General features: G+C 55.1%; 24 protein-coding genes. 18 read left to right on the plus strand and 6 right to left on the minus strand.

Annotated features, from left to right (window positions below; all coding sequences use genetic code 11):
• The first annotated feature begins 34 nt into the window (after window positions 1-34).
• Complete coding sequence (locus ACQG0S_RS00770) at window positions 35-835, plus strand: glycosyltransferase family 2 protein (protein ID WP_063146890.1); 801 nt, start codon at window positions 35-37, stop codon at window positions 833-835.
• 11 nt (window positions 836-846) lie between these two features.
• On the opposite strand, the gene ACQG0S_RS00775 is transcribed toward ACQG0S_RS00770, so the two are convergent.
• Genes ACQG0S_RS00775 through gpmM form a run of 3 tightly spaced genes read right to left on the minus strand, consistent with a single transcriptional unit; the run spans window position 847 to window position 4,620 of the window.
• On the minus strand, window positions 847-1,779 hold the full coding sequence (locus ACQG0S_RS00775; RefSeq protein ID WP_032622054.1) for a divergent polysaccharide deacetylase family protein: 933 nt from the start codon (window positions 1,777-1,779) through the stop codon (window positions 847-849).
• 3 nt (window positions 1,780-1,782) lie between these two features.
• The gene (gene envC / locus ACQG0S_RS00780) at window positions 1,783-3,042 is read right to left on the minus strand and encodes a murein hydrolase activator EnvC (RefSeq protein ID WP_237764308.1); all 1,260 of its coding nucleotides are present in this window, start codon (window positions 3,040-3,042) and stop codon (window positions 1,783-1,785) included.
• A gap of 33 nt (window positions 3,043-3,075) precedes the next feature.
• Entirely contained in the window at window positions 3,076-4,620 is a 1,545-nt protein-coding gene (gene gpmM / locus ACQG0S_RS00785; RefSeq protein WP_048966556.1) for a 2,3-bisphosphoglycerate-independent phosphoglycerate mutase, read from the minus strand.
• Between the two features lie 248 nt (window positions 4,621-4,868).
• Between gpmM and ACQG0S_RS00790 the strand changes: the two genes are divergently transcribed.
• The 5 genes from ACQG0S_RS00790 to cysE all read left to right on the plus strand — a co-directional run bounded on the left by ACQG0S_RS00790 (window position 4,869) and on the right by cysE (window position 7,978).
• Window positions 4,869-5,300: a rhodanese-like domain-containing protein gene (locus tag ACQG0S_RS00790; RefSeq protein ID WP_003860840.1), complete on the plus strand. Its 432-nt coding sequence runs from the start codon at window positions 4,869-4,871 to the stop codon at window positions 5,298-5,300.
• Between the two features lie 11 nt (window positions 5,301-5,311).
• Window positions 5,312-5,563, plus strand: coding sequence for a glutaredoxin 3 (grxC, locus tag ACQG0S_RS00795; protein WP_003860837.1), 252 nt, complete (start codon window positions 5,312-5,314; stop codon window positions 5,561-5,563).
• A 31-nt stretch (window positions 5,564-5,594) separates the two neighbouring features.
• On the plus strand, window positions 5,595-6,062 hold the full coding sequence (secB, locus tag ACQG0S_RS00800; RefSeq protein WP_003860835.1) for a protein-export chaperone SecB: 468 nt from the start codon (window positions 5,595-5,597) through the stop codon (window positions 6,060-6,062).
• Entirely contained in the window at window positions 6,062-7,081 is a 1,020-nt protein-coding gene (gpsA, locus tag ACQG0S_RS00805) for an NAD(P)H-dependent glycerol-3-phosphate dehydrogenase (RefSeq protein ID WP_006812398.1), read from the plus strand. The genes secB and gpsA overlap by 1 nt, the downstream gene beginning before the upstream one ends.
• 75 nt (window positions 7,082-7,156) lie before the next feature.
• Entirely contained in the window at window positions 7,157-7,978 is an 822-nt protein-coding gene (cysE, locus tag ACQG0S_RS00810; protein WP_022646641.1) for a serine O-acetyltransferase, read from the plus strand.
• Window positions 7,979-8,032: 54 nt separating this feature from the next.
• On the opposite strand, the gene ppiC is transcribed toward cysE, so the two are convergent.
• Window positions 8,033-8,314: a peptidylprolyl isomerase PpiC gene (gene ppiC / locus ACQG0S_RS00815; RefSeq protein WP_006812396.1), complete on the minus strand. Its 282-nt coding sequence runs from the start codon at window positions 8,312-8,314 to the stop codon at window positions 8,033-8,035.
• Between the two features lie 85 nt (window positions 8,315-8,399).
• Here ppiC and rep point away from each other — a divergent pair, with 85 nt between their 5' ends.
• Entirely contained in the window at window positions 8,400-10,424 is a 2,025-nt protein-coding gene (gene rep, locus ACQG0S_RS00820; RefSeq protein ID WP_426749924.1) for a DNA helicase Rep, read from the plus strand.
• A 52-nt stretch (window positions 10,425-10,476) separates the two neighbouring features.
• Here the strand turns inward: rep and gppA are convergent, their stop codons facing one another.
• Together gppA and rhlB are read right to left on the minus strand one after the other, a co-directional pair.
• Entirely contained in the window at window positions 10,477-11,961 is a 1,485-nt protein-coding gene (gppA, locus tag ACQG0S_RS00825) for a guanosine-5'-triphosphate,3'-diphosphate diphosphatase (RefSeq protein WP_155019289.1), read from the minus strand.
• Between the two features lie 6 nt (window positions 11,962-11,967).
• Window positions 11,968-13,236 carry an ATP-dependent RNA helicase RhlB gene (rhlB, locus tag ACQG0S_RS00830; RefSeq protein WP_022646644.1) on the minus strand — a complete coding sequence of 423 codons (1,269 nt, stop codon included), beginning with the start codon at window positions 13,234-13,236 and terminating at the stop codon, window positions 11,968-11,970.
• Window positions 13,237-13,380: 144 nt separating this feature from the next.
• Between rhlB and trxA the strand changes: the two genes are divergently transcribed.
• The 11 genes from trxA to wzyE all read left to right on the plus strand — a co-directional run bounded on the left by trxA (window position 13,381) and on the right by wzyE (window position 25,649).
• Complete coding sequence (trxA, locus tag ACQG0S_RS00835; RefSeq protein ID WP_006812392.1) at window positions 13,381-13,710, plus strand: thioredoxin TrxA; 330 nt, start codon at window positions 13,381-13,383, stop codon at window positions 13,708-13,710.
• A 341-nt stretch (window positions 13,711-14,051) separates the two neighbouring features.
• Window positions 14,052-15,311 carry a transcription termination factor Rho gene (rho, locus tag ACQG0S_RS00840; RefSeq protein ID WP_001054528.1) on the plus strand — a complete coding sequence of 420 codons (1,260 nt, stop codon included), beginning with the start codon at window positions 14,052-14,054 and terminating at the stop codon, window positions 15,309-15,311.
• 242 nt (window positions 15,312-15,553) lie between these two features.
• Window positions 15,554-16,657: a UDP-N-acetylglucosamine--undecaprenyl-phosphate N-acetylglucosaminephosphotransferase gene (wecA, locus tag ACQG0S_RS00845; protein WP_001050933.1), complete on the plus strand. Its 1,104-nt coding sequence runs from the start codon at window positions 15,554-15,556 to the stop codon at window positions 16,655-16,657.
• Between the two features lie 13 nt (window positions 16,658-16,670).
• Entirely contained in the window at window positions 16,671-17,717 is a 1,047-nt protein-coding gene (gene wzzE, locus ACQG0S_RS00850; protein WP_022646646.1) for an ECA polysaccharide chain length modulation protein, read from the plus strand.
• Window positions 17,718-17,773: 56 nt separating this feature from the next.
• Window positions 17,774-18,904: a non-hydrolyzing UDP-N-acetylglucosamine 2-epimerase gene (gene wecB, locus ACQG0S_RS00855; RefSeq protein WP_032622055.1), complete on the plus strand. Its 1,131-nt coding sequence runs from the start codon at window positions 17,774-17,776 to the stop codon at window positions 18,902-18,904.
• Window positions 18,901-20,163 (plus strand): UDP-N-acetyl-D-mannosamine dehydrogenase, encoded by a 1,263-nt coding sequence (gene wecC / locus ACQG0S_RS00860; RefSeq protein ID WP_108367980.1) that lies wholly within the window; start codon window positions 18,901-18,903, stop codon window positions 20,161-20,163. The genes wecB and wecC overlap by 4 nt, the downstream gene beginning before the upstream one ends.
• Window positions 20,160-20,837 (plus strand): dTDP-4-amino-4,6-dideoxy-D-galactose acyltransferase, encoded by a 678-nt coding sequence (gene rffC, locus ACQG0S_RS00865; protein WP_023305220.1) that lies wholly within the window; start codon window positions 20,160-20,162, stop codon window positions 20,835-20,837. Before wecC ends, rffC begins: the two co-directional genes overlap by 4 nt.
• Before the next feature lie 4 nt (window positions 20,838-20,841).
• Window positions 20,842-21,972, plus strand: a complete 1,131-nt coding sequence (rffA, locus tag ACQG0S_RS00870) for a dTDP-4-amino-4,6-dideoxygalactose transaminase (protein ID WP_032608214.1) — start codon at window positions 20,842-20,844, stop codon at window positions 21,970-21,972.
• Window position 21,973: 1 nt separating this feature from the next.
• A complete protein-coding gene (gene wzxE / locus ACQG0S_RS00875; RefSeq protein ID WP_048966559.1) occupies window positions 21,974-23,224 on the plus strand; it encodes a lipid III flippase WzxE in 1,251 nt (416 codons plus the stop codon).
• Window positions 23,221-24,300 (plus strand): TDP-N-acetylfucosamine:lipid II N-acetylfucosaminyltransferase, encoded by a 1,080-nt coding sequence (locus tag ACQG0S_RS00880; RefSeq protein ID WP_023305223.1) that lies wholly within the window; start codon window positions 23,221-23,223, stop codon window positions 24,298-24,300. The genes wzxE and ACQG0S_RS00880 overlap by 4 nt, the downstream gene beginning before the upstream one ends.
• Window positions 24,297-25,649: an ECA oligosaccharide polymerase gene (gene wzyE, locus ACQG0S_RS00885; protein WP_017693948.1), complete on the plus strand. Its 1,353-nt coding sequence runs from the start codon at window positions 24,297-24,299 to the stop codon at window positions 25,647-25,649. The genes ACQG0S_RS00880 and wzyE overlap by 4 nt, the downstream gene beginning before the upstream one ends.
• Window positions 25,650-25,655: the final 6 nt, after the last annotated feature.

Raw genomic sequence — 25,655 nt, forward strand, 5'->3', positions numbered from 1 at the left:
AAAAATTTTATGTTGTTTTTGAGAGAGTGAGAATATGTTTAAAATAACGGTTTGCTTATTAACGTTTAACTCCGAAAGAACGTTGCACGATGTTATTCCTCCTCTTTTAAAAATAGCAGATGAATTCGTTGTAGTTGATTCCGGCAGTACAGACGCAACGATATATATTTGCCAGAGTTATGGATTGTCGCCCATATTCAAAAAATATAGCTGGCACGGCGAGCAGATGAACCATGCCATATCCCATGCGCACAACGACTGGGTGCTGTGCATGGACAGTGACGAAATACTCGATCAAGAAACCGTTGGTGCTATTTTAAAATTAAAAATGGGCGATGAACCCGAACCGGATATGGCGTGGCGGATATGTCGTCACTGGTTTGTTCTGGGAGAAAATGTCCGAACGATTTATCCAGTCTCATCTCCGGATTATCCGGTGCGTCTTTTTAACCGTACGCAGTCGCGATTTAATAACCGGCCAGTAGACGATCAGGTTGAAGGTTTTCTCCGTTCTGAACGTATTCCTGGCTATGTCAGACATGATACGTTTTATTCACTGCATGAACTTTTCAATAAATTAAACGGATATACCACTCGCCTGGTTCAATATCAGACGATACGTCCCTCTCTTGGTCGCGGCGCGATCAGCGCTATCGGCGCATTTTTCAAATGGTATCTGTTTAGCGGTGCGTGGCGTAAGGGCAAAGTGGGTGTGGTGACAGGGTTTTATGCCACGGCGTACAGTTTTTTGAAGTATTTCAAGGCCTGGTATCAGGATCGGGAAAAGAAAGAGTCCGTTGCAAAAGAGCAGTCGGACTCTTATCTGGCAGAATAGGCGTTAGCCGATCAGGCTTTTTTTCCCCAACCCTGCCACTGTTGCTGGACGTATTTAACCAGCGTACTGCTGCTGATGCTTTCGCCAATCACCGTGAAGAAGCGGGTTGCATAGACCGGTTCAGGCGGCTGTTTCAGCGTGCAGTTCTTCACGCCGCGGAATGGATTACGCGGCTGCGTTGCGGGTGGTTGCGCGCTACCCGGACGGGAAGTATCCACCTGAGGTTCATTGAGCAGATCGCTCGGACGCACCAGCGTGATATCGGCGGGTAAGCCCGGCAACATTTGCTGCAAAACGCGAACGGTAGACGGATGCGGATGCCCAATGGCAATCGCCGAACCGTTACGGCGCGCCAGCTGTACCGCGCGGTTGAACTGCACGCGGATATCCGCTTCGTTCTGGGAGTCGTCCAGGAAGACTTTGCGCTTGATGACTTTTACACCCGTCCCCTGAGCGGCACGCATCGCCTGGCTATTGCCGATGGTCATGCTGTCGAGGAAATAGAGATTGTAACGCTCCAGGGCCTGCATCACTTTCAGCATACCGTACAGGCTGGAGGTCATCGCGCTGCCCATATGGTTATTCAAACCCACGGCATACGGCACTTTATTGTACGCATCGCGGATGATGCGATCGATCTCGTCGCTGCTCATGTCCGGACGCAGGGTATCTTTTTCCAGCGGCTGCTTGCTGAGAGGGGCCATCGGCAGATGGATGAGGACCTGATGGCCGCCATTGTGCGCTTTGGTCGCCATTTCATGCGCGTGAGGCGCATTAGGCAGGACGGCGACAGAGATGGCTGACGGCATCGCCAGCACCTGATTTTCATAGTGTGGTCGATAACCGAAGTCATCAATCACAATCGCGAGTTTGCCTGCATAAACCGGTGCAGCCAGCGCCAGTGCGCTGACGACGGAAAAAACAATTCGACGAAATTGAAGCAAAACTTATCTTCCCAACCACGGCTGTGGATTGACCGCCTGACCCTGACGACGAATTTCGAAATAGAGTGACGGGCGGCCCTGACCGCCACTGCTGCCCACAAGGGCAATGGGTTGACCCGCGCGCACCTGAGTGCCAACGCTGACCAGCGCGCTCTGGTTGTAGCCGTAAAGACTCATGTCGCCTTTACCGTGCTCGACCACCACCACGAGCCCGTAACCCTGTAGCCAGTCGGCCAGGATCACGCGGCCATCGGCGATGGCTTTCACTTCGCTACCTTCAGACGCACCGATAACGATCCCCTTCCAACGTAGCTCACCCTGCAACTGTTCGCCATAGCGATGCAGGATCGTACCGCGAACGGGCCAGTAAGCCTGACCACGCGGGGAGCCGAGGCCGCCGGTACGCGATATCAGGGAACGTTCATTTTCAGTCGGTTTGTAGGTGGTGCCTTTCCGGGAGGCTTCCTGCTGCTTATTACGCACCGCCTGCGCTTCGCGCGCTTCTTTTTCGGCGCGCGCTTTGGCCGCGGCTTCTGCCCGGGCAATGCTGTTACGCAGTCTGGATTCGTTGGCGCGCATTTCGCTCAGCTGGCTTTGTCCTGCCTGGATAGAGGACTCCAGCCCGGCGAGCGTCTTCTTACGCTCATTGCGCGCCTGCTCAAGCTTCTCCTGCTGCGCCTGCTGATCGTAGAGCAGCGTTTGCTGCTGGCTCTGCTTCTCTTCCAGCTCGGCTTTTTGCGTGGTGACTTCTTCGCGCGTCTGTTTCAGCTGCGCAATGGTCTCCTGACGAGCCTGGTTGAGATAGCCGAAATAGGCCTGTAAACGCTGACCGCGCTGGCTCTCTTCACCGCTGAGGATCAACTGAAGGCCTGTGTGCTCACCCTGGCGGAAAGCGGCATCAAGCTGTGCAGCAAGGTTCCGCTCCTGGGCATCGCGCTGACGCTCCAGTTTCGCAATCGATGCGTTCATTTCATCGATTTGCTTATTAAGCTGGGCAAGGGTGTTTTGTGTTTCACGCAGCTTACGCGCGGCGGCGGAAATAGCCTCTTCCTGCTTTTTAAGCTGGGCAAGCAGGGCAGAGCGCTGCTGCTGCTGCTGGCGTACCACACGCTCTTTGGCGGCGATATCGGCCTGAATGGATTTGAGCTGGTCGCGGTCATCCGCGTGGGCAGATGCGGCGCACAGCAATACGCCAGCGCTGAGTGCGCTGGCGCAAAGCAGAGGTCTGACTGATAACCGAAACGGCTTCACGACCCATGTGATTGAAAAAATCGCCTTTCCCCTCATGGGGAGCGATTATTCCACGATGAACAGCGGCTTGCCAGTCATCTCTTCAGGGATTTCCATACCCATCAGCGACAACATGGTTGGCGCGATGTCGGAAAGCTTGCCGCCTTCCACTGCTTTCACTGACTTATCACCTACATAAATCAGTGGAACAGGCAGGTTGGTATGGGCGGTATGCGCCTGACCGGTTGCCGGGTCACGCATCTGTTCTGCGTTACCGTGGTCAGCGGTGATCAGCAGCTGGCCGCCCACGGATTCAACCGCTTTCGCGACCTGCTCAACGCAGTGGTCCAGCGCTTCAACCGCTTTAACGGCAGCTTCCATCACGCCGGTGTGGCCCACCATGTCGCCATTCGGATAGTTACAGATGATGGTGTCGTATTTACCGCTTTCGATCGCGGTCACCAGTTTTTCGGTCAGCTCCGCAGAGCTCATTTCTGGCTGGAGATCGTAAGTGGCGACTTTCGGCGAGTTAATCAGGATGCGGTCTTCGCCTTTAAACGGCTCTTCTACGCCGCCGTTAAAGAAGAAGGTCACGTGCGCATACTTCTCAGTTTCGGAGATGCGCAGCTGCGTTTTATCGTTTTTCGCCATCCACTCGCCGAAGGTATTTTCCAGGGAAGCGGGTGGATACGCGCATGGGGCTTTGATATCCGCTGCATACTCGGTCAACTGGATGAAATCGATCTTCGCCACTTTCTTACGGGCGAAACCGTCGAAATCGCTGTTGACGAAGGCGCGGGTGATTTCGCGCGCGCGGTCAGCACGGAAGTTCATGAAGATCAGCGCATCGCCATCTTCCATAGCGGCATCGGCCTGGCCTTCAGCGCGGATCACGGTTGCCTTCACAAATTCGTCGTTTTCATCACGCGCGTAAGCCGCTTCCAGGCCTTCAACGGCGGTCGGGAACTGGAACTCGCCTTTTGCCAGGGTCAGCAGATCATAGGCTTGCTCAACGCGGTCCCAGCGGTTGTCGCGGTCCATGGCATAGTAACGACCAACGATGGATGCCACGCGGCCTTTGCCCAGTGCGGCAAATTTATCTTCAAAGGCTTTCAGAGAACCTTTTGCGCTGCGTGGCGGCGTATCGCGACCATCCAGGAAGGCGTGCAGATAGATTTTTTCCGCACCGCGCTCGGCGGCCAGTTCAACCATCGCCATGATGTGATCTTCGTGGCTGTGCACGCCGCCTGCAGAGAGCAGGCCCATAATGTGCACGGCCTTGCCTGCGGCAACGGCTTTATCTACCGCTCCGGTGAGCGTTGGGTTGGCAAAGAATGTACGTTCTTTGATTTCAACGTCCAGGCGCGTCAGGTCCTGATAAACGATACGGCCTGCGCCCAGGTTAACGTGACCCACTTCAGAGTTGCCCATCTGACGATCCGGCAGGCCGACTTCCAGACCAGACGCATCAATCAGGGTGTGGGGACGTTTTGCCCATAGCGCATCCATAACCGGGGTTTTGGCGTTGAAAATGGCGTTATCCTGTTGATCTTCACGGTAGCCATAGCCATCCAGAATCACCAGTACCATAGGTTTTTTAGAAACCGACATTGCGACAACCTCATGCTCAAGAGACAAAAAATTTGCGTAATTTTACTACAGCTGAATCGATAAAATAGCCGCAGAAGATCAAAGAAAGCGCGGGGGCAAGGCTGTTCTCAGGCCATTTTGAGGCTTTTTTTACGTGGCATGCCGCAGAAAATAGATTAGCTTTATGTCGCTGGCTGTATTTGCCACAGCGCACAGGTATACTCCTGTCCTGGTTTTTTTAATCACTTAGTCGGGAGTTGTTACCCCCCATGCAAGAAATTATGCAATTCGTTAGCCGCCACCCGGTTCTGAGCATCGCGTGGATTGGCCTGCTGGTCGCTGTACTGTTCACCACATTTAAGGGACTGACGTCTAAAATTAAGGTGATCACCCGCGGTGAAGCGACACGTCTGATCAACAAAGAGGACGCCGTGGTTGTCGATCTGCGTCAGCGCGACGATTTCCGCAAGGGCCATATTGCAGGTGCTATCAACCTGCTGCCAGCGGAAATTAAAGCGAACAACATTGGTGAGCTGGAGAAGCATAAAGCCCAGCCGATTATTGTTGTTGACGGCACTGGCATGCAGGCGCAGGAATCTGCCAACGCACTGCATAAAGCAGGCTTTGAAAACGTAACGGTGCTGAAAGAAGGCATCTCCGGCTGGAGCGGGGAGAATCTTCCTTTAGTGCGCGGTAAATAAGGAGTTAAGTGATGGCCAATATTGAGATCTACACCAAAGCAACGTGCCCGTTCTGCCACCGAGCGAAAGCGCTGCTGTCCAGCAAAGGCGTAACGTTTAAGGAACTGCCGATTGATGGTGACGCGATTAAACGCGAAGAGATGATCCAACGCAGTGGTCGCACAACGGTTCCACAGATTTTTATTGATGCGCAGCACATTGGCGGCTGTGATGACTTGTATGCGCTCGACGCCCGCGGTGGACTCGATCCGCTGCTGAGCTAGAGACTTTAGGACAATTAAAAAGGGTTTTTCCATGTCAGAACAAAACAACACCGAGATGACTTTCCAGATCCAGCGCATCTACACCAAGGATGTCTCTTTCGAAGCGCCAAATGCGCCGCACGTTTTCCAGAAAGACTGGCAGCCAGAGGTTAAACTTGATCTGGATACCGCATCCACCCAGCTGGCGGATGACGTGTATGAAGTCGTACTGCGTGTCACCGTGACCGCCTCCCTGGGCGAAGAAACTGCATTCCTGTGCGAAGTCCAGCAGGGCGGTATCTTCTCCATCGGCGGCATCGAAGGCAACCAGATGGCGCATTGCCTGGGTGCATACTGCCCGAACATTCTGTTCCCGTATGCGCGTGAATGCATCACCAGCCTGGTTTCTCGCGGTACATTCCCGCAACTGAACCTTGCGCCAGTCAACTTTGATGCGCTGTTTATGAACTATCTACAGCAGCAGGCTGGCGAAGGTGCCGAACAACATCAGGATGCCTGATGAGCACTGTTAATGCGTCAATGACTGTGATCGGTGCCGGCTCTTACGGCACCGCTCTTGCCATCACACTGGCAAGAAATGGTCACGACGTGGTCCTGTGGGGCCACGATCCAAAACATATCGCGACGTTGCAACACGACCGCTGCAACGTGGCGTTTCTCCCGGACGTTCCGTTCCCTGACTCACTGTATCTGGAAAGCGACCTCGCGACCGCGCTGGCGGCCAGCCGCAATATTTTGATTGTGGTGCCAAGCCATGTGTTTGGCGAAGTCCTGCGTCAGATTAAGCCGCTGATGCGTGCGGATGCGCGTATTGTGTGGGCGACGAAGGGGCTGGAAGCGGAAACCGGACGTCTGTTGCAGGACGTTGCCCGCGAAGCGCTGGGAACGGCGATCCCGCTGGCGGTGATCTCCGGGCCGACGTTTGCCAAAGAGCTGGCTGCCGGTCTGCCGACGGCGATCTCGCTGGCGTCCACCGACCAGGCATTTTCCGACGATCTTCAGCAACTGCTGCACTGCGGCAAGAGCTTCCGCGTCTACAGCAACCCTGATTTTATCGGCGTACAGCTGGGCGGTGCGGTGAAGAACGTTATTGCTATCGGGGCCGGGATGTCTGACGGCATCGGTTTCGGCGCGAATGCGCGTACGGCGCTGATCACCCGTGGCCTGACCGAAATGTCACGCCTGGGCGAAGCGCTGGGCGCCGATCCGGCCACCTTTATGGGGATGGCTGGGCTGGGCGACCTGGTGCTGACCTGCACCGACAACCAGTCGCGTAACCGCCGCTTTGGCATGATGCTCGGACAGGGCAGCGATGTAAAAAGCGCGCAGGAGAAGATTGGTCAGGTGGTTGAAGGCTATCGCAATACCAAAGAAGTTCGCGAATTGGCGCATCGTTTCGGTGTCGAAATGCCAATAACCGAGGAAATTTATCAGGTATTGTATTGCGGAAAAAATGCGCGCGAGGCAGCATTGACCTTATTAGGTCGTGCGCGCAAGGACGAGCGCAGCAGCAATTAGCCGGGAAGTATCGTCACCTGAATGACCCAGCCAGCGCAGAACTGGCTGGTCATTAACTATCGTCTGGAGCAAGCAATGCCGTGTGAAGAACTGGATATCGTCTGGAATAATATTAAAGCCGAAGCCCGAGCGTTGGCCGACTGTGAGCCCATGCTGGCCAGTTTTTATCACGCGACGCTACTCAAGCACGAAAATCTCGGCAGCGCCCTGAGCTACATGCTCGCCAATAAACTGGCTTCCCCTATCATGCCTGCTATCGCTATTCGCGAGGTGGTGGAAGAGGCCTACGCTGCCGATCCGGAAATGATTGCTTCTGCCGCCTGCGATATTCAGGCCGTGCGCACGCGTGACCCGGCGGTGGATAAATACTCCACGCCGCTGCTGTATCTCAAAGGCTTCCACGCCTTACAGGCGTACCGCATCGGCCACTGGTTATGGAATGAGGGACGCCGCGCGCTGGCCATCTTCCTGCAAAACCAGGTTTCCGTGACCTTCCAGGTCGATATTCACCCGGCGGCGAAAATTGGCCGCGGGATCATGCTCGATCACGCCACCGGCATTGTTGTCGGTGAAACGGCGGTGATCGAAGATGACGTGTCGATTCTGCAATCCGTTACGCTGGGCGGTACAGGTAAAACCAGCGGCGATCGCCATCCGAAAATTCGTGAAGGGGTGATGATCGGCGCGGGTGCTAAAATCCTTGGCAATATTGAAGTCGGACGCGGCGCAAAGATTGGCGCGGGATCGGTTGTGCTCCAGCCTGTACCGCCGCACACCACCGCCGCTGGCGTCCCGGCGCGCATCGTCGGTAAGCCAGACAGCGATAAACCGTCGATGGATATGGATCAGCACTTTAACGGTATTCACCACACCTTCGAATACGGCGACGGTATCTGAACGCTGGAACACTCAAATAAAAAAGCCCGGTGAGTTAATGCACCGGGCTTTTGATTAGTTGCGGTATAACACTTTGATAATGTGATAGCCGAACTGCGTATGCAGTGGGCCGGTTGGCTCCAGCACCGGGCAGGAGAAGACCACTTTATCAAACGCCGGAACCATCTGGCCCTGGCGGAACTCGCCTAAGTCACCACCGCGTTTGCCTGACGGGCAAATCGAGTGTTTCTTCGCCAGTTTGCCGAAGTCGGCGCCGTTTTTAATCTGTTCGAGCAGATCCTGTGCCAGTTTTTCTTCTTTAACAAGGATATGCAGTGCTGCTGCTGTTTTTGCCATGATCGTGCCTTGAGTCAACGAGTTTACGATCGGTATACTACCACGCGTTTTTCCTCCTCTCCCGACTTTCATTGAGTGATCATTTATGCGTTTAAACCCCGGACAACAACAAGCTGTCGAATTCGTCACCGGACCCTGCCTGGTGCTGGCGGGAGCGGGATCCGGTAAAACACGCGTGATCACCAACAAAATCGCCCACTTAATTCGGGGTTGTGGGTACCAGGCGCGCCATATCGCGGCGGTCACCTTTACCAACAAAGCGGCGCGTGAGATGAAAGAGCGCGTCGGCCAGACGTTGGGCCGTAAAGAGGCGCGCGGGCTGATGATCTCCACCTTCCACACGCTGGGTCTGGATATCATCAAGCGCGAATACGCGGCGCTGGGAATGAAGTCCAACTTTTCGCTCTTTGATGACACCGACCAGGTGGCGCTGCTCAAACAGCTGACGGAAGGGCTGATCGAAGATGACAAAGTGCTGTTGCAACAGCTGATCTCAACGATCTCGAACTGGAAAAACGATCTGATGACGCCGGCCCAGGCTGCGGCAAGTGCCAAAGGCGAGCGTGACCGCATCTTTGCCCACTGCTATGGCCTGTACGACGCGCATATGAAAGCCTGCAACGTACTGGATTTCGACGATCTGATCCTGCTGCCGACGCTGCTGCTTCAGCGGAATGAAGAGGTGCGCGAGCGCTGGCAGAACAAAATTCGTTACCTGCTGGTGGATGAATACCAGGATACCAACACCAGCCAGTACGAGCTGGTGAAGCTGCTGGTAGGACAGCGCGCGCGTTTTACCGTTGTAGGCGATGACGATCAGTCGATTTACTCATGGCGTGGCGCACGTCCGCAAAACCTGGTGCTGCTGAGCAAAGACTTCCCGGCGTTGCAGGTGATTAAACTGGAGCAGAACTACCGTTCTTCCGGGCGTATCCTGAAGGCGGCGAACATCCTGATTGCCAACAACCCGCACGTCTTTGAGAAGCGCCTGTTCTCTGAACTGGGTTACGGGACCGAGCTGAAAGTCCTTAGCGCCAATAACGAAGAGCACGAAGCGGAGCGCGTAACCGGCGAGCTGATTGCCCATCACTTCGTCAACAAAACTGAATACAAGGATTACGCGATCCTCTATCGCGGAAACCACCAGTCGCGCGTCTTTGAAAAGATGCTGATGCAAAACCGCATCCCCTACAAAATCTCCGGCGGTACGTCGTTCTTTTCGCGTCCGGAAATCAAGGATCTGCTGGCCTATCTGCGCGTGCTGACCAACCCGGATGACGACAGCGCTTTCCTGCGCATTGTAAATACGCCGAAGCGCGAGATTGGCTCTGCGACGCTGCAAAAGCTGGGTGAATGGGCGATGACCCGCAACAAAAGTCTGTTCACCGCCAGCTTCGATATGGGGCTGAGCCAGACCCTGACCGGGCGCGGCTATGACGCCTTAACCCGCTTTACCCACTGGCTGGGTGAGGTGCAGCGTCTGGCAGAGCGCGAGCCCGTGGCGGCAGTACGCGATCTGATCCACGGCATTGATTACGAATCCTGGTTGTATGAAACCTCCGCCAGCCCGAAAGCTGCAGAAATGCGCATGAAAAACGTTAATCAGCTCTTCAGCTGGATGACCGAAATGCTTGAAGGATCTGAGATTGACGAGCCGATGACCCTGACGCAGGTGGTCACCCGCTTCACGCTGCGCGATATGATGGAGCGCGGCGAGAGTGAAGAAGAAGCCGATCAGGTCCAGCTGATGACGTTGCATGCCTCGAAAGGGCTGGAGTTCCCGTATGTCTATCTGGTGGGGATGGAAGAGGGCCTGCTGCCGCACCAGAGCAGCATTGATGAAGATAACGTCGACGAAGAGCGCCGTCTGGCCTACGTGGGGATCACCCGTGCGCAGAAAGAGCTGACGTTTACGCTGTGCAAAGAGCGCCGTCAGTATGGTGAGCTGGTGCGCCCGGAGCCGAGCCGTTTCCTGCTGGAGTTGCCTCAGGACGATCTTATCTGGGAGCAGGAGCGTAAAGCTATTACCGCTGAAGAGCGGATGCACAAGGGTCAAGCCAACGTGGCGAACATACGCGCCATGCTGGCGAAAGCCAAAGAGAAAGGATAACAATTTTGTAGGCCGGGTAAGGCGAAGCCGCCCCCCGGCACGCTTCAAAGGGTCACTTCACATCAAGCGCCCAGTGCACATAGCTCTGCCACTGGCACTCCTGCTCGATCAACTCTGCTCCAAGCGGATGATCTTCTAGCCAATTTTCCGGCAGCGTCAGCGTCAGTTTTTCATCGTCTGCCACCAGCGTAATGGCCGGGAGGAGATCGTCGCGACGCCGGCTGGCAAACAGAATCGCCAGACGAAGTAAGCGGCAGAGATGTTCGGCCACGCGCGGCGGTACAGCGTTTTGCTGATGAAGTGAAGAGAGGTCAACGGCGTTGGTTTGATTCAGCAGCAGGGTCGCGAGCAATTTTTTCTGCGCGGGAGTGTAGCCCGGCAAATCGAGATTACGCACCAGCCAGGCTGCGTGTAGCGGCGCTTGCTTGTACTCAACGCTAAGCCCAATTTCATGCAACGCACACGCACTTAGCAGCAAATCGCGGCTTAACGGTTCGATATCCCAACGTGATTTAACCTGATCCGCAAAGAGCGATGCCAGTTGGCCCACTCGCTGCGCCTGATCGGTATCCACAATAAAGCGGCGCTGGACGTTACGTAGCGTACGGCTTCGAATGTCCTGGTCCACCGAAAGATGCAGCATCCCATAGACCAGACCTTCGCGCAGTGCGCCGCCTGCCAGGGTCATGCACTGGATGTTTAGCTCGGTGAAAATGGCGATGAGAATGGCTAGCCCGCTGGGGAAGACCAGCGCACGTTCGAGCGTCAGCCCTTCAATTTCCAGCTCTTCCAGACGACCACATTGAATGGCGCGCTGTTTAAGCTGCTGGAGTTTAGCAAGCGTGATCCGCTCATCCATCCCCTGCGCCATCATGATTTCCTGCAACGCCTGTACAGTACCTGACGCCCCAACACACACTTTCCAGCCGTGGTAGCGCAGTTCGTCCATGACCGGACGCAGCACTTCACGCGCGGCATTTTCAGCCTCGTCGAAGTTTTCTTGCGCGAGATTGCGGTCAGTAAAGTAGCGCTCAAGCCAGGTTACGCAGCCCATCGACAGACTGAACAGCGAGGTCGCCTGGGCACCTGTGCCGGTCACCAGTTCAGTACTCGCTCCGCCAATATCCACCACCAGACGGCGATCGTCGCCCCCGGTAGTGTGCGCCACGCCCTGATATATCAGACGCGCTTCTTCTTCACCGCTGATGACTTGCACCGGGCAGCCGAGAATTTCCTGCGCTTTGGCAATAAAATCGACGGCATTAACCGCCAGACGGAGCGTCGCGGTCGCGACAACGCGGATTTGGGCATGCGGTATGTCCTGCAGACGCTCTGCAAAGAGGCGCAGACACTGCCAGCCACGTTCCATGGCTTCGGGAGAGAGGTGATTATCGCTGCTCAGGCCCGCCGCCAGGCGGACCTTACGCTTGATGCGCGTCAGCGTCTGTATGCTTCCCGCCACCTCGCGTATAACCAGCATATGAAAACTATTCGAACCGAGATCAATTGCCGCATAGAGCGAGGTGGAACTGAGCATCATTTTTTAACCTGAACGACGACGATTACGCGGCGCACCGCCGGAACGACGCGGGCCATTACCGGTACGTGGACGGGTAAGGCGCTTAGGTGGCGGCAGTTCGCTCATCAGCGCGTCCGGATTGTATTTACTCTGTGGAATAGAGTGACCGATATAGGTCTCAATGGCCGGAAGGTTCAGCGCATACTCTTCACATGCAAGGCTGATGGAGTGACCGCTTGCGCCGGCACGACCGGTACGACCGATACGGTGTACATAGTCTTCACAGTCATCTGGCAGGTCATAGTTAAAGACGTGCGTCACGGCTGGAATGTGCAGGCCACGGGCCGCCACGTCGGTCGCGACCAGAATATCAAGGTCGCCACGAGTAAATTCGTCGAGAATGCGCAGGCGTTTTTTCTGCGCCACGTCGCCGGTCAGCAGGCCCACACGGTGACCATCTGCCGCCAGGTGGCCCCAGATATCTTCACAGCGGTGTTTAGTGTTCGCAAAGATGATCGCGCGATCCGGCCACTCTTCTTCGATCAGGGTTTGCAGCAGGCGCATTTTCTCTTCATTAGAAGGATAGAAGAGCTCTTCTTTAATGCGGTGCCCGGTTTTCTGCTCCGGTTCTACTTCCACATATTCCGCATTGTTCATCTGCTCGAATGCGAGTTCACGTACGCGGTATGAAAGGGTTGCGGAGAACAGCATGTTCAGACGCTGGTTTGCCGCAGGCATACGGCGGAACAGCCAGCGGATGTCTTTAATGAAGCCCAGATCGTACATGCGGTCTGCTTCATCCAGCACCACGACCTGGATTGCGCCGAGGTTGATATGGTTCTGTTTAGCGTAGTCGATAAGACGGCCTGTGGTCCCAATCAGGATATCCACGCCGCTTTCCAGCACTTTCAGCTGTTTATCGTAGCCGTCGCCGCCATAGGCCAGGCCAAGTTTCAGGCCAGTGGCTTGCGCCAGGGGCTCAGCGTCTGCGTGGATCTGTACCGCCAGTTCTCGCGTCGGGGCCATAATTAGCGCGCGCGGCTGGTTAACTTTGCGGTCTGCAATCGCTGGGTGAGAAAGTAAATAATGAAACGTTGACGTTAAAAACGCCATCGTTTTGCCAGTACCGGTTTGCGCCTGCCCTGCAACATCACGACCGGCCAGCGTCAGCGGCAGGGCGAGAGCCTGAATGGGCGTGCAGTTATGAAACCCTTTAGTTTCAAGGGCTTCGATCACCTTTGGGTGCAGGGCGAAGTCGGAAAACTTCTGTTCTGTTAAATGTGTTTTGCTCATAGTGTGGTAGAATATCAGCTTACTATTGCTTTACGAAAGCGTATCCGGTGAAATAAAGTCAACCTTTAGTTGGTTAATGCGACATCAACACGTCGTTGGTGGAGACAAAACCAACGTACCAGGCTTATTCCTGTGGAGTTATATATGAGCGATAAAATTATTCACCTGACTGACGACAGTTTTGACACGGACGTACTTAAAGCTGACGGGCTGATCCTCGTTGATTTCTGGGCTGAATGGTGTGGTCCTTGCAAAATGATCGCTCCGATTCTGGATGAAATCGCTGACGAATATCAGGGCAAACTGACCGTTGCCAAGCTGAACATCGACCAGAACCCGGGCACCGCGCCAAAATACGGTATCCGTGGCATCCCGACCCTGCTGCTGTTCAAGAACGGTGACGTGGCGGCGACCAAAGTGGGCGCACTGTCCAAAGGTCAACTGAAAGAGTTCCTGGACGCTAACCTGGCGTAAGGTTTCTCCGCTGAGCGTCCAGAGCGCCTAATTAATGGTGAGCTCTGGACGCCCGGCTTTAGTCGTGCTAAGTTAGCTATGACTACGTTTTAAACATATCTTGTTGTTTGAATCTTGTTTTACCCGATACTTCCCGTTGTTAACTTAAACAGTGCGTGAAGTTGCTAGATTCCGGGCTTGTCACTCAATCCGTCTTGTCGTTTCAGTTCTGCGTTCTTTCCCTGTGACCAGACAGCGAACAGACATGAGGTGATGGCCGCTAAACAGGCATGGATGACCCTGCCATACCATTCACAACATTAAGTTCGAGAATCACCCCGAGTTTAAGAACCCACACCATTATGAATCTTACCGAATTAAAGAATACGCCGGTTTCTGAGCTGATCACTCTCGGCGAAAATATGGGACTGGAAAACCAGGCTCGTATGCGCAAGCAGGACATCATTTTCGCCATCCTGAAGCAACACGCTAAGAGTGGCGAAGATATCTTTGGCGACGGTGTGCTGGAGATACTGCAAGACGGATTTGGTTTCCTCCGCTCTGCAGACAGCTCCTACCTCGCCGGCCCTGACGACATCTACGTATCCCCTAGCCAAATCCGCCGTTTCAACCTCCGCACTGGTGACACCATTTCAGGTAAGATTCGTCCTCCAAAAGAGGGTGAACGCTACTTTGCGCTGTTGAAGGTTAATGAAGTCAACTACGACAAACCGGAAAACTCCCGCAATAAGATCCTGTTCGAGAACTTAACGCCGCTGCACGCGAACTCTCGTCTGCGTATGGAGCGTGGTAACGGGTCTACTGAAGACTTAACCGCTCGTGTGCTGGATCTGGCATCGCCAATTGGTCGTGGCCAGCGTGGTCTGATTGTGGCGCCGCCAAAAGCCGGTAAAACCATGCTGCTGCAAAACATCGCGCAGAGCATTGCTTACAACCATCCAGACTGTGTGCTGATGGTGCTGCTGATTGACGAACGTCCGGAAGAAGTGACCGAGATGCAGCGTCTGGTGAAAGGGGAAGTGGTTGCGTCAACCTTCGACGAGCCTGCTTCCCGCCACGTTCAGGTTGCGGAAATGGTTATCGAGAAGGCGAAACGCCTGGTTGAGCACAAGAAAGACGTGATCATCCTGCTCGATTCCATTACCCGTCTGGCGCGTGCCTACAACACCGTGGTGCCGGCTTCCGGTAAAGTACTGACCGGTGGTGTGGATGCCAACGCCCTGCATCGTCCGAAGCGTTTCTTCGGTGCGGCGCGTAACGTGGAAGAGGGCGGTAGCCTGACCATTATCGCGACGGCGCTGATCGATACCGGCTCCAAAATGGACGAAGTTATCTACGAAGAGTTTAAAGGTACAGGCAACATGGAACTGCACCTTTCTCGTAAAATCGCAGAAAAACGCGTCTTCCCGGCGATCGACTACAACCGTTCCGGTACCCGTAAAGAAGAGCTGCTTACCACTCAGGAAGAGCTGCAGAAAATGTGGATCCTGCGCAAAATCATCCATCCAATGGGCGAAATCGACGCAATGGAATTCCTCATTAACAAACTGGCGATGACTAAAACGAACGACGATTTCTTCGACATGATGAAACGCTCGTAACGCAAATAATCCCAGTAAACGCCACGTTTTTACGTGGCGTTTTTTATTTATGGACTATACGCTATTACCACACACTCCCAATTTTGACCGGTCGGTGCGACAATAAGAAGGTTTGCACAGTCAAAGAAATAATTGATTGAAAAACATACAAAGGGAGTTGTGATAAGCCTTCTTTAATCCTTCTGAGGCAGAGGCTTCATGGTTATACTTCCGGGACTAACATTTGTTGAGAGCAATCCATTGTGAATCTACTCACTGCAGTAACTGAGCTGATCAGTATTTTTTTATTCACAACCTGTTTTTTGTTCATTGCGCGCAAGGTAGCAAAAAGAATTGGGTTAGTGGACAAACCGAATTTCCGTAAACGTCATCAGGGGCTTATTCCGCTGGTGGGCGGCATTTCGGTATACGCAGGCATCTGTTTCACATTCGGGATCGCGGATTACTATATCCCCCATGCCGCACTCTACCTGGCATGTGCCGGTGTGCTGGTACTGGTCGGCGCCCTTGATGATCGTTTTGATATCAGCGTGAAGTTCCGCGCGACGGTGCAGGCGGCCATTGGCATCATTATGATGGTGGTGGGCGGCCTCTATCTCAGAAGCCTGGGCTACGTGTTTGGTCCCTGGGAGCTGGTGCTTGGGCCGTTCGGCTTCTTCCTCACGCTGTTTGCCGTGTGGGCGGCTATCAACGCCTTTAACATGGTTGATGGCATAGACGGTCTGCTCGGTGGGCTGTCCTCTGTTTCGTTTGGCGCAATCGGCATCATTTTATGGTTTGACGGCCAGTACAGCTTGTCAATGTGGTGCTTTGCCATGATTGCCGCCATTCTGCCTTACATCTGCCTGAACCTGGGTGTGTTAGGGCGTCGCTATAAAGTCTTTATGGGCGATGCGGGCAGTACCCTGATTGGCTTTACGGTGATCTGGGTCCTGCTGGAGACCACGCAGGGTAAAACGCACCCTATCAGCCCGGTAACGGCTCTCTGGATTATCGCCATCCCGCTGATGGACATGGTCGCTATTATGTACCGTCGTCTACGTAAAGGGATGAGCCCGTTTTCTCCCGATCGGCAGCATATTCATCATCTGATTATGCGCGCCGGCTTCACGTCTCGTCAGGCGTTTGTGCTGATTACGCTAGCGGCTGCTATTCTGGCTGCGATTGGCGTTGCCGCGGAATATGCTCATTTCATTCCTGAATGGGTAATGTTGGTATTATTCTTGCTAGCATTTTTCATGTACGGTTACTGCATCAAGCGTGCATGGAAAGTCGCGCGTTTTATTAAACGTTTAAAACGCAGGATGCGTCGGAACAGTGGCAAAAACACAACATTAACTAAGTAAAACCGGGACTATGATGACTCAACCGTTGGCGGGAGCGAAATCAGTGGGCACTGAGAACGAGCTGGATATTCGTGGTTTGTTTCGAGTGTTATGGCAGGGCAAACTGTGGATTGTGGGGATTGGCCTGGGGTTCGCGCTGTTAGCGCTTGCCTATACCTTCTTTGCGAAACAAGAGTGGAGCGCCACGGCGATCACAGACCGACCAACGGTGAATATGCTTGGAGGCTACTACTCCCAGCAGCAATTCCTGCGTAATCTTGATATCAAGGCCAATCTGGCGACCCCGGATCAGGCCTCGGTGATGGATGAGTCCTACAAAGAGTTTGTGATGCAGCTGGCGTCGTGGGATACACGTCGCGATTTCTGGTCCCAGACAGACTACTACAAGCAGCGCATGGTCGGTAACAGCAAAGCGGATGCCGCGCTGCTGGATGATTTAATCAACAACATTCAGTTTATGCCTGGCGATGTGCTCCGTAACGTTAGCGACAGCGTGAAGCTGATTGCGGAAACGGCGCCTGACGCCAATAACCTGTTGCGTCAGTACGTTGCTTTTGCCAGCCAGCGTGCGGCCAGTCATCTGAATGACGAGCTGAAAGGCGCCTGGGCTGCGCGAACTATCCAGATGAAAGCGCAGGTCAAACGTCAGGAAGAGGTCGCTAAGGCCATCTTCGCCCGTCGCGTGCATAATATTGAGCAGGCGCTGAAGATTGCGGAACAGCACAATATTTCCCGTAGCGAAACGGATGTTCCGGCTGACGAACTCCCTGATTCAGAAATGTTCCTTCTTGGTCGCCCAATGCTTCAGGCACGTCTGGAAAATATCCAGGCCGTTGGCCCTGACTTTGACCTTGATTACGACCAAAACCGCGCCATGCTCAATACGCTCAACGTCGGTCCAACGCTGGACCCGCGTTTTCAGACCTATCGTTATTTAAGAACGCCTGAAGAGCCTGTAAAACGCGATAGTCCGCGTCGCGCATTCCTGATGATCATGTGGGGGATTGTGGGCGCACTGACTGGCGCTGGCGTAGCGTTATTGCGTCGCCGCACAAACTAAGAACGCCGTCTACGATGAAGGCTGCGGCCTTCATCGTCTAATCGAAGAGAATCGATGTGAAAGTACTAACCGTATTTGGCACCAGGCCGGAGGCCATCAAGATGGCGCCTCTGGTTCATGCGCTGGCCAGAGATCCTGATATTGAAGCGAAAGTGTGCGTGACTGCCCAGCACCGTGAGATGCTCGATCAGGTCTTAACCCTCTTTTCTATCGTCCCGGATTACGATCTCAATATAATGAAACCGGGACAGGGACTGACGGAAATCACCTGCCGTATTCTGCAAGAATTAAAGCCTATTCTGGAGTCGTTCAAGCCGGATGTAGTGCTGGTGCACGGCGACACCACCACCACCGTGGCGACCAGCCTGGCCGCGTTCTATCAGCGTATCCCTGTTGGCCATGTCGAAGCGGGACTGCGTACCGGCAATCTTTATTCCCCGTGGCCGGAAGAGGCCAACCGTACGCTCACCGGTCACCTGGCGATGTACCATTTTGCGCCAACCGAGAACTCACGTCAGAACCTGCTGCGCGAAAATATCAGCGACAGCAAAATCTTCGTTACCGGCAATACGGTCATTGATGCGCTGATTTGGGTGCGTGACCGCGTGCTGGCTAACAGCGAGCTTCAGGCAGAACTCGCTGCGCGCTATCCGTTCCTGAACAACGGCAAGAAAACGATTCTGGTGACGGGACACCGCCGCGAAAGTTTTGGCCGTGGCTTTGAGCAAATCTGCCACGCGCTGGCTGAAATCGCCGCGCAGAATGAGGATGTGCAGATTGTCTATCCGGTGCACCTTAACCCTAACGTCAGCGAACCGGTCAACCGTATCCTGGGCCACGTGGAAAACGTGCTCCTGATAGAGCCGCAGGACTATCTGCCATTTGTCTGGCTGATGAACCACGCCTGGCTGATCCTGACCGATTCTGGCGGCATTCAGGAAGAGGCGCCTTCCCTCGGTAAGCCGGTACTGGTGATGCGCGAAACCACTGAACGTCCGGAAGCGGTCACTGCCGGTACCGTGCGTCTGGTGGGAACGGATCCGCGTCGCATTGTCGAAGAGGTCACGCGCTTACTGCATGACGAAGAAGAGTATCAGGCGATGAGCCGTGCCCATAACCCGTACGGGGACGGGCAGGCTTGTGGACGTATTTTGCACGCACTTAAACACAATCGGGTAACGCTATGAGTTTTACTACCATCTCTGTTGTTGGTCTCGGCTATATCGGGCTGCCTACTGCGGCGGCCTTTGCCTCTCGTCAAAAGCAGGTTATTGGCGTAGATATCAACGCGCACGCGGTAGAAACCATCAACCGTGGCGAAATTCATATCGTGGAGCCCGATCTCGATCGTGTGGTGAAAAAGGCGGTGGACGGTGGTTTCCTGCGCGCCAGCACCACGGCGGTAGAAGCCGATGCGTACCTGATTGCGGTGCCTACGCCCTTTAAAGGCGATCACGAGCCTGACATGGTTTACGTCGAGGCGGCGGCAAAATCCATTGCGCCTGTGCTGAAGAAAGGGGCACTGGTTATTCTTGAGTCCACTTCACCTGTTGGGGCAACCGAGCAGATGGCACAGTGGCTGGCCGAGGCGCGTCCCGATCTCAGCTTCCCCCAGCAGGCGGGCGACCAGGCCGATATCAACATCGCCTACTGCCCTGAGCGCGTACTGCCAGGCCAGGTGATGGTGGAACTGATTAAAAATGACCGCGTGATTGGCGGCATGACCCCAGTCTGCTCCGCGCGCGCCAGCGAGCTGTATAAGATCTTCCTTGAAGGCGAATGCGTGGTGACCAACTCCCGCACCGCCGAGATGTGCAAACTGACCGAAAACAGCTTCCGCGATGTTAACATTGCATTTGCGAATGAACTGTCGTTGATTTGCGCCGATCAGGGGATTAACGTCTGGGAACTTGTTCGCCTTGCCAATCGTCACCCACGCGTGAACATCCTTCAGCCGGGGCCGGGTGTGGGTGGGCACTGTATCGCGGTCGATCCGTGGTTTATCGTGGCGCAGAATCCGGAACAGGCACGCCTGATTCGCACCGCGCGCGAAGTAAACGACCACAAACCGCACTGGGTTATCAACCAGGTGAAAGCCACGGTGGCGGATTGCCTCGCCGACAGCGGTAAACGTGCCAGTGAGCTGAAAATTGCCTGCTTTGGTCTGGCATTCAAACCGAATATTGACGATCTTCGCGAAAGCCCGGCAATGGAAATTGCCGAAACGATCGCAGCCTGGCACAGCGGTGAAACGCTGGTGGTTGAGCCGAATATTCATGCGTTGCCGGCAAAACTTGCCGGTCACTGCACCCTTACCGCACTGGATGACGCGCTGGCGACGGCGGATGTGCTGGTGCTGCTGGTGGATCACAATGCGTTTAAAGCGGTCTCCGCTGATGCCGTGCGTCAGCAGTATATTGTTGATACTAAGGGCGTTTGGCGTTGATTACTCTCAACGGCGTGCTGGAGTCCCTTGAGTGGGAAAGCGTATTTTTTTCTCTCCCCTCAGCGATAGTGCGTCTGCGCGATAACGCTCCTGCGTTGCAGGACGCAGACTTCAGCGCCTGGCAGCGCGTACAGGCTAAGATCCCGGCGGACCGCGCCGATCTGCTGGACGCGCTCCAGCAGCACGGATTCCGGCTGGTCGAGGGCGAGGTTGATCTCTCTGTTACCGTGGCCCGCCACGGCTCACCGGGCGCGGAAATTGCAACGGAGCAGGATATCCCCGCGCTGCGCAAGATGGCGGCGCTGGCTTTCGCTCAAAGCCGTTTCCGGGCGCCCTGGTATGCGCCCGATGACAGCGGCCGCTTTTATGCCCGGTGGATAGAGAATGCGGTTAAAGGCACGTTTGACCACGTCTGTCTGGTGTTCCGTACTGCCGGTGGGCAGATTCAGGGTTTTGTTTCGCTTCGCAGGCTCAACGAGCAAGAGGCGCGCATCGGTTTGTTAGCCGGGCGCGGCATGGGCGAAAAACTCATGCAGGCGGCGCTGCACTGGGCGGAGCAACAACAGGTATCGACGCTGCGGGTCGCAACCCAGATGGGCAACACCGCTGCGCTTAAACGTTATATTGCGAGTGGTGCCAGCATTGACGCCACCGCCTACTGGTTATACAGGTGACAAGATGATTCCATTTAACGCGCCTCCCGTTGTGGGCACTGAACTTGATTACATGCAGTCGGCTATGGGCAGCGGCAAGCTCTGTGGCGACGGTGGTTTTACCCGTCGCTGCCAGCAGTGGATGGAGCAACGTTTTCACAGTGCCAAGGTGCTGCTGACGCCGTCCTGTACCGCATCGCTCGAAATGGCCGCGCTGCTGCTGGATATTCAGCCCGGCGATGAAGTGATCATGCCGAGCTACACCTTCGTCTCCACGGCGAACGCGTTTGTCCTGCGCGGGGCGAAAATCGTGTTTGTGGATATCCGTCCGGATACCATGAACATCGACGAAACGCTGATTGAAGCGGCGATCACCGACAAAACGCGGGCGATTGTTCCGGTGCATTACGCGGGCGTGGCCTGTGAAATGGACACCATCATGGCCATCGCCAAAAAGCACAACCTGTTCGTGGTGGAAGATGCCGCGCAGGGCGTGATGTCCACCTACAAAGGTCGCGCGCTGGGAACCATCGGTCATATCGGCTGCTTTAGCTTCCACGAAACCAAAAACTACACCGCAGGCGGCGAAGGCGGCGCGACGCTGATTAACGATCGTGCCCTTGTCGAGCGTGCGGAAGTGATCCGTGAAAAAGGGACCAACCGCAGCCAGTTCTTCCGCGGTCAGGTGGATAAATACACCTGGCGCGATATCGGCTCAAGCTACCTGATGGCGGACTTGCAGGCCGCGTATCTCTGGGCGCAGCTGGAAGCGGCAGAGCGAATCAATCTGCAACGCCTCTCCCTGTGGCAAACCTACTACGACGCGCTGGAGCCGCTGGCTAAAGCCGGACGTATTGAACTGCCGACCATTCCGGCAGACTGCATCCACAACGCCCACATGTTCTATATCAAGCTGCGCGATAACGACGATCGCAGCAAGCTGATTGCCTGGCTGAAAGAGGCGGAAATTATGGCGGTATTCCACTATATTCCGCTGCACTCCAGCCCGGCTGGCGAAGCCTTCGGGATGTTTGCCGGTGAAGACCGCTACACCACCAAAGAGAGCGAACGTCTGCTCCGCCTGCCCCTGTTCTACAACCTCGCGCCGGTGAACCAGCGTACGGTGATCAATTCGCTTCTGAGTTATTTCGCCTGATATGTCTCTGGCAAAAGCGTCGGTGTGGACGGCAGCGTCCACGCTAGTAAAAATTGGCGCCGGGTTACTGGTCGTCAAGCTGCTGGCCGTCTCATTTGGTCCGTCAGGCGTTGGGCTGGCAGGGAACTTCCGCCAGCTGGTCACGGTGCTTGGCGTGCTGGCAGGTGCCGGGATATTCAATGGCGTCACCAAATACGTCGCGCAGCATCATGACGATGCCGAAAAGCTTCGCACGGTGGTGGGCACCTCCTCTGCTATGGTGCTGGGCTTCTCTACGTTGCTGGCCATCGTCTTTTTGCTGGCGGCGGCACCTGTTAGTCAGGGACTGTTCGGACACACGCACTATCAGGGACTGGTGCGCCTGGTGGCGCTCGTTCAGATGGGGATCGCCTGGGCGAACCTGCTGCTGGCGCTGATGAAAGGCTTCCGTGATGCCGCCGGGAATGCGCTGGCGCTGATCCTCGGCAGCATTATCGGCGTTATCGCCTACTACTTCTGCTATCGGCTGGGCGGCTATGAAGGCGCGCTGCTGGGGCTGGCGCTGGTGCCTGCGCTCGTTGTCATTCCGGCTGCGTTTATGCTGATGCGCAGAGGCAATGTCCCGCTGAGTTACCTGAAACCGCAGTGGGACAAGATACTGGCGGGGCAGCTAGGAAAGTTTACCCTGATGGCGCTCATCACTTCGGTAACGCTTCCCGTGGCTTACGTGATGATGCGAAACCTGCTGGCAGCGCATTACAGCTGGGATGAAGTGGGGATCTGGCAGGGCGTAAGCAGCATTTCAGATGCTTACCTCCAATTTATTACGGCTTCCTTTAGCGTCTATTTGCTGCCAACCTTATCGCGCCTGACGTCCAGGCAGGATATTACCCGCGAGATTTTTCGCGCCCTGCGTTTCGTGTTGCCGGCCGTTGCGATCGCCAGCTTTACCGTCTGGTTACTGCGTGATTTCGCCATCTGGCTGCTGTTTTCGGCGAAGTTTACCGCCATGCGCGATCTGTTTGCCTGGCAACTGGTCGGCGATGTGCTGAAAGTGGGGGCATACGTTTTCGGCTATCTGGTGATTGCGAAGGCTTCGCTGCGGTTGTATATCCTGGCAGAGATCGGCCAGTTTGCGCTGCTAACGGCATTTTCTCACTGGCTGATCCCCACCCACGGTGCGCTGGGGGCGGCGCAGGCCTATATGGCAACTTATATCGTTTATTTTGCTGCCTGTTGCGGCGTATTTTTACTTTGGCGTAAACGCGCATGACTGCACTGATACACATACTGGGATCGGATATCCCGCATCATAACCAGACCGTTCTGCGGTTCTTCAACGATGAACTGGCATCCGGCACGCCCGATGCGCGTGAGTTTATGGTCGTTGGATGCGATAACGGCCTGAGCGCGGCGTGTCCGGCATTGCATATCACCTTCTGGCCAGACAAAGCGGCGCTGACGAAGGCCGTGGTTGCTAAAGCCAAAGCGGATCGAAGCCAACGTTTCTTCTTCCATGGACAGTTCAATACCGGACTGTGGCTGGCGCTGTTAAGCGGCGGGATCAAACCTTCTCAGTTCAGCTGGCATATCTGGGGAGCGGATCTCTACGAAGTCTCCCGTGGCTGGAAGTTCCGACTTTTCTATCCGCTGCGTCGTCTGGCGCAGGCGCGCGTGGGCTGCGTTTTTGCTACCCGAGGCGATCTCAACTATTTTGCTAAACAGCACCCGAAGGTTCGCGGGGAGCTGCTCTATTTCCCGACCCGTATGGATCCGGCGCTGAACACCATGGCGAATGACACGGTTCGAGAGGGCAAGCTGACCATCCTGGTGGGGAATTCCGGCGATCGCAGTAACGAGCATGTCGCGGCGCTGAGGGCGGTGCATCAGCAGTTTGGCGACACGGTGAACGTGGTGGTGCCGATGGGCTATCCCGCCAATAACGACGCCTACATCGATGAAGTTCGCCAGCAGGGGCTTGCGCTGTTTAGCGCAGAAAACCTGCACATTCTCAGCGATAAGCTGGAATTTGATGACTATCTCGCGCTGCTGCGAAAATGCGATTTGGGCTATTTCATCTTTGCCCGTCAGCAGGGGATTGGCACGCTGTGTCTGCTGATTCAGGCGGGCGTACCCTGCGTGCTCAACCGCGAAAACCCGTTCTGGCAGGACATGGCCGAGCAGCATATTCCGGTGCTGTTTACCTCTGACACGCTTAATGTCGAGGTGGTACGGGAAGCGCAGCGTCAGCTCACGCTGGTGGATAAAAATAGCATCGACTTTTTCAGCCCGAACTACCTCACGCCGTGGCACCGCGCGCTGCGTATTGCTTCAGGAGACAACGCATGAGCCAGTTGCAGTTTAGCGGCTTGCTGGTGGTCTGGCTGCTGAGCACGCTGTTTATCGCCACGCTCACCTGGTTTGAATTCCGGCGGGTACGTTTTAACTTCAACGTATTCTTCTCGCTGCTGTTTTTGCTGACCTTTTTCTTTGGCTTCCCGCTGACCAGCATCCTCGTGTTCCGCTTTGATGTTGGCGTCGCGCCGCCGGAAATCTTGTTGCAGGCGCTGCTCTCTGCGACCTGCTTCTACGCGGTGTACTACGTCACTTATAAAACGCGCCTGCGAGCGGCAAAAGACACCACCCCTCGTCGTCCGCTGTTTACCATGAACCGGGTAGAAACCCATCTGACGTGGGTTATGCTGATGACTATCGCCCTCGTTAGCGTGGCGATTTTCTTCATGCATAACGGCTTTTTACTGTTTAAGTTGCAGTCCTATAGCCAGATTTTCTCCGCCGAAGTCTCCGGCGTCGCGCTCAAGCGTTTCTTCTATTTCTTTATCCCGGCGATGCTGGTGGTCTTTTTCCTGCGTCAGGACAGCAAAGCCTGGCTATTCTTCCTGGTCAGCACCGTCGCATTTGGCATTCTGACCTACATGATCGTCGGCGGCACCCGCGCCAACATCATTATCGCCTTCGCGATTTTCCTGTTTATCGGCATTATTCGCGGCTGGATCTCGCTGTGGATGCTGGCGGCGGCAGGCGTCTTTGGCATTGTGGGGATGTTCTGGCTGGCGCTGAAGCGCTACGGGCTGAACGTGGCCGGCGACGAAGCGTTTTACACCTTCCTGTATCTGACGCGCGACACCTTCTCGCCGTGGGAAAACCTGGCATTACTGCTGCAAAACTACGACAAGATCGAATTCCAGGGGCTGGCGCCGATTGTTCGCGATTTCTATGTCTTTATACCGACGTGGCTGTGGCCCGATCGTCCCGGCATTGTCCTGAACACGGCGAACTACTTCACCTGGGAAGTGCTGAACAACCATTCGGGTCTGGCGATTTCCCCAACCCTGATTGGCTCGCTGGTAGTGATGGGCGGAACGTGGTTTATCCTGCCTGGCGCGATCGCGGTAGGGCTGATAATAAAATGGTTCGACTGGCTATATACGCTGGGTAACGAAGAGACCAACCGCTACAAAGCCGCTGTTTTGCACAGTTTCTGTTTCGGTGCCATTTTCAATATGATCGTTCTGGCGCGCGAGGGGCTGGATTCATTCGTCTCACGCGTGGTGTTCTTTATGGTCGTTTTCGGACTCTGTCTGCTGCTGGCAAAACTGCTGTACTGGTTGTTTGACAGTGCAGGGCTTGTGCACAGACGTGAGCCACAGGGCAGCACAACGCTGTCGCAAGTCTGAGTAGGG

The sequence above is a fragment of the Enterobacter cloacae complex sp. 418I7 genome (assembly GCF_050030705.1).
GTDB classification, from domain to species: domain Bacteria; phylum Pseudomonadota; class Gammaproteobacteria; order Enterobacterales; family Enterobacteriaceae; genus Enterobacter; species Enterobacter intestinihominis.

Coding starts and splice junctions, on each gene's coding strand:
- ppiC (WP_006812396.1), bottom strand. CDS start 8,314: ATGGCAAAAACAGCAGCAGCACTGCATATCCTTGTTAAAGAAGAAAAA.
- ACQG0S_RS00790 (WP_003860840.1), top strand. CDS start 4,869: ATGCAAGAAATTATGCAATTCGTTAGCCGCCACCCGGTTCTGAGCATC.
- rho (WP_001054528.1), top strand. CDS start 14,052: ATGAATCTTACCGAATTAAAGAATACGCCGGTTTCTGAGCTGATCACT.
- wzzE (WP_022646646.1), top strand. CDS start 16,671: ATGACTCAACCGTTGGCGGGAGCGAAATCAGTGGGCACTGAGAACGAG.
- cysE (WP_022646641.1), top strand. CDS start 7,157: ATGCCGTGTGAAGAACTGGATATCGTCTGGAATAATATTAAAGCCGAA.
- ACQG0S_RS00880 (WP_023305223.1), top strand. CDS start 23,221: ATGACTGCACTGATACACATACTGGGATCGGATATCCCGCATCATAAC.
- secB (WP_003860835.1), top strand. CDS start 5,595: ATGTCAGAACAAAACAACACCGAGATGACTTTCCAGATCCAGCGCATC.
- rffA (WP_032608214.1), top strand. CDS start 20,842: ATGATTCCATTTAACGCGCCTCCCGTTGTGGGCACTGAACTTGATTAC.
- rhlB (WP_022646644.1), bottom strand. CDS start 13,236: ATGAGCAAAACACATTTAACAGAACAGAAGTTTTCCGACTTCGCCCTG.
- gppA (WP_155019289.1), bottom strand. CDS start 11,961: ATGCTCAGTTCCACCTCGCTCTATGCGGCAATTGATCTCGGTTCGAAT.
- trxA (WP_006812392.1), top strand. CDS start 13,381: ATGAGCGATAAAATTATTCACCTGACTGACGACAGTTTTGACACGGAC.
- gpsA (WP_006812398.1), top strand. CDS start 6,062: ATGAGCACTGTTAATGCGTCAATGACTGTGATCGGTGCCGGCTCTTAC.
- ACQG0S_RS00770 (WP_063146890.1), top strand. CDS start 35: ATGTTTAAAATAACGGTTTGCTTATTAACGTTTAACTCCGAAAGAACG.
- grxC (WP_003860837.1), top strand. CDS start 5,312: ATGGCCAATATTGAGATCTACACCAAAGCAACGTGCCCGTTCTGCCAC.
- wecC (WP_108367980.1), top strand. CDS start 18,901: ATGAGTTTTACTACCATCTCTGTTGTTGGTCTCGGCTATATCGGGCTG.
- rep (WP_426749924.1), top strand. CDS start 8,400: ATGCGTTTAAACCCCGGACAACAACAAGCTGTCGAATTCGTCACCGGA.
- gpmM (WP_048966556.1), bottom strand. CDS start 4,620: ATGTCGGTTTCTAAAAAACCTATGGTACTGGTGATTCTGGATGGCTAT.
- wzxE (WP_048966559.1), top strand. CDS start 21,974: ATGTCTCTGGCAAAAGCGTCGGTGTGGACGGCAGCGTCCACGCTAGTA.
- wzyE (WP_017693948.1), top strand. CDS start 24,297: ATGAGCCAGTTGCAGTTTAGCGGCTTGCTGGTGGTCTGGCTGCTGAGC.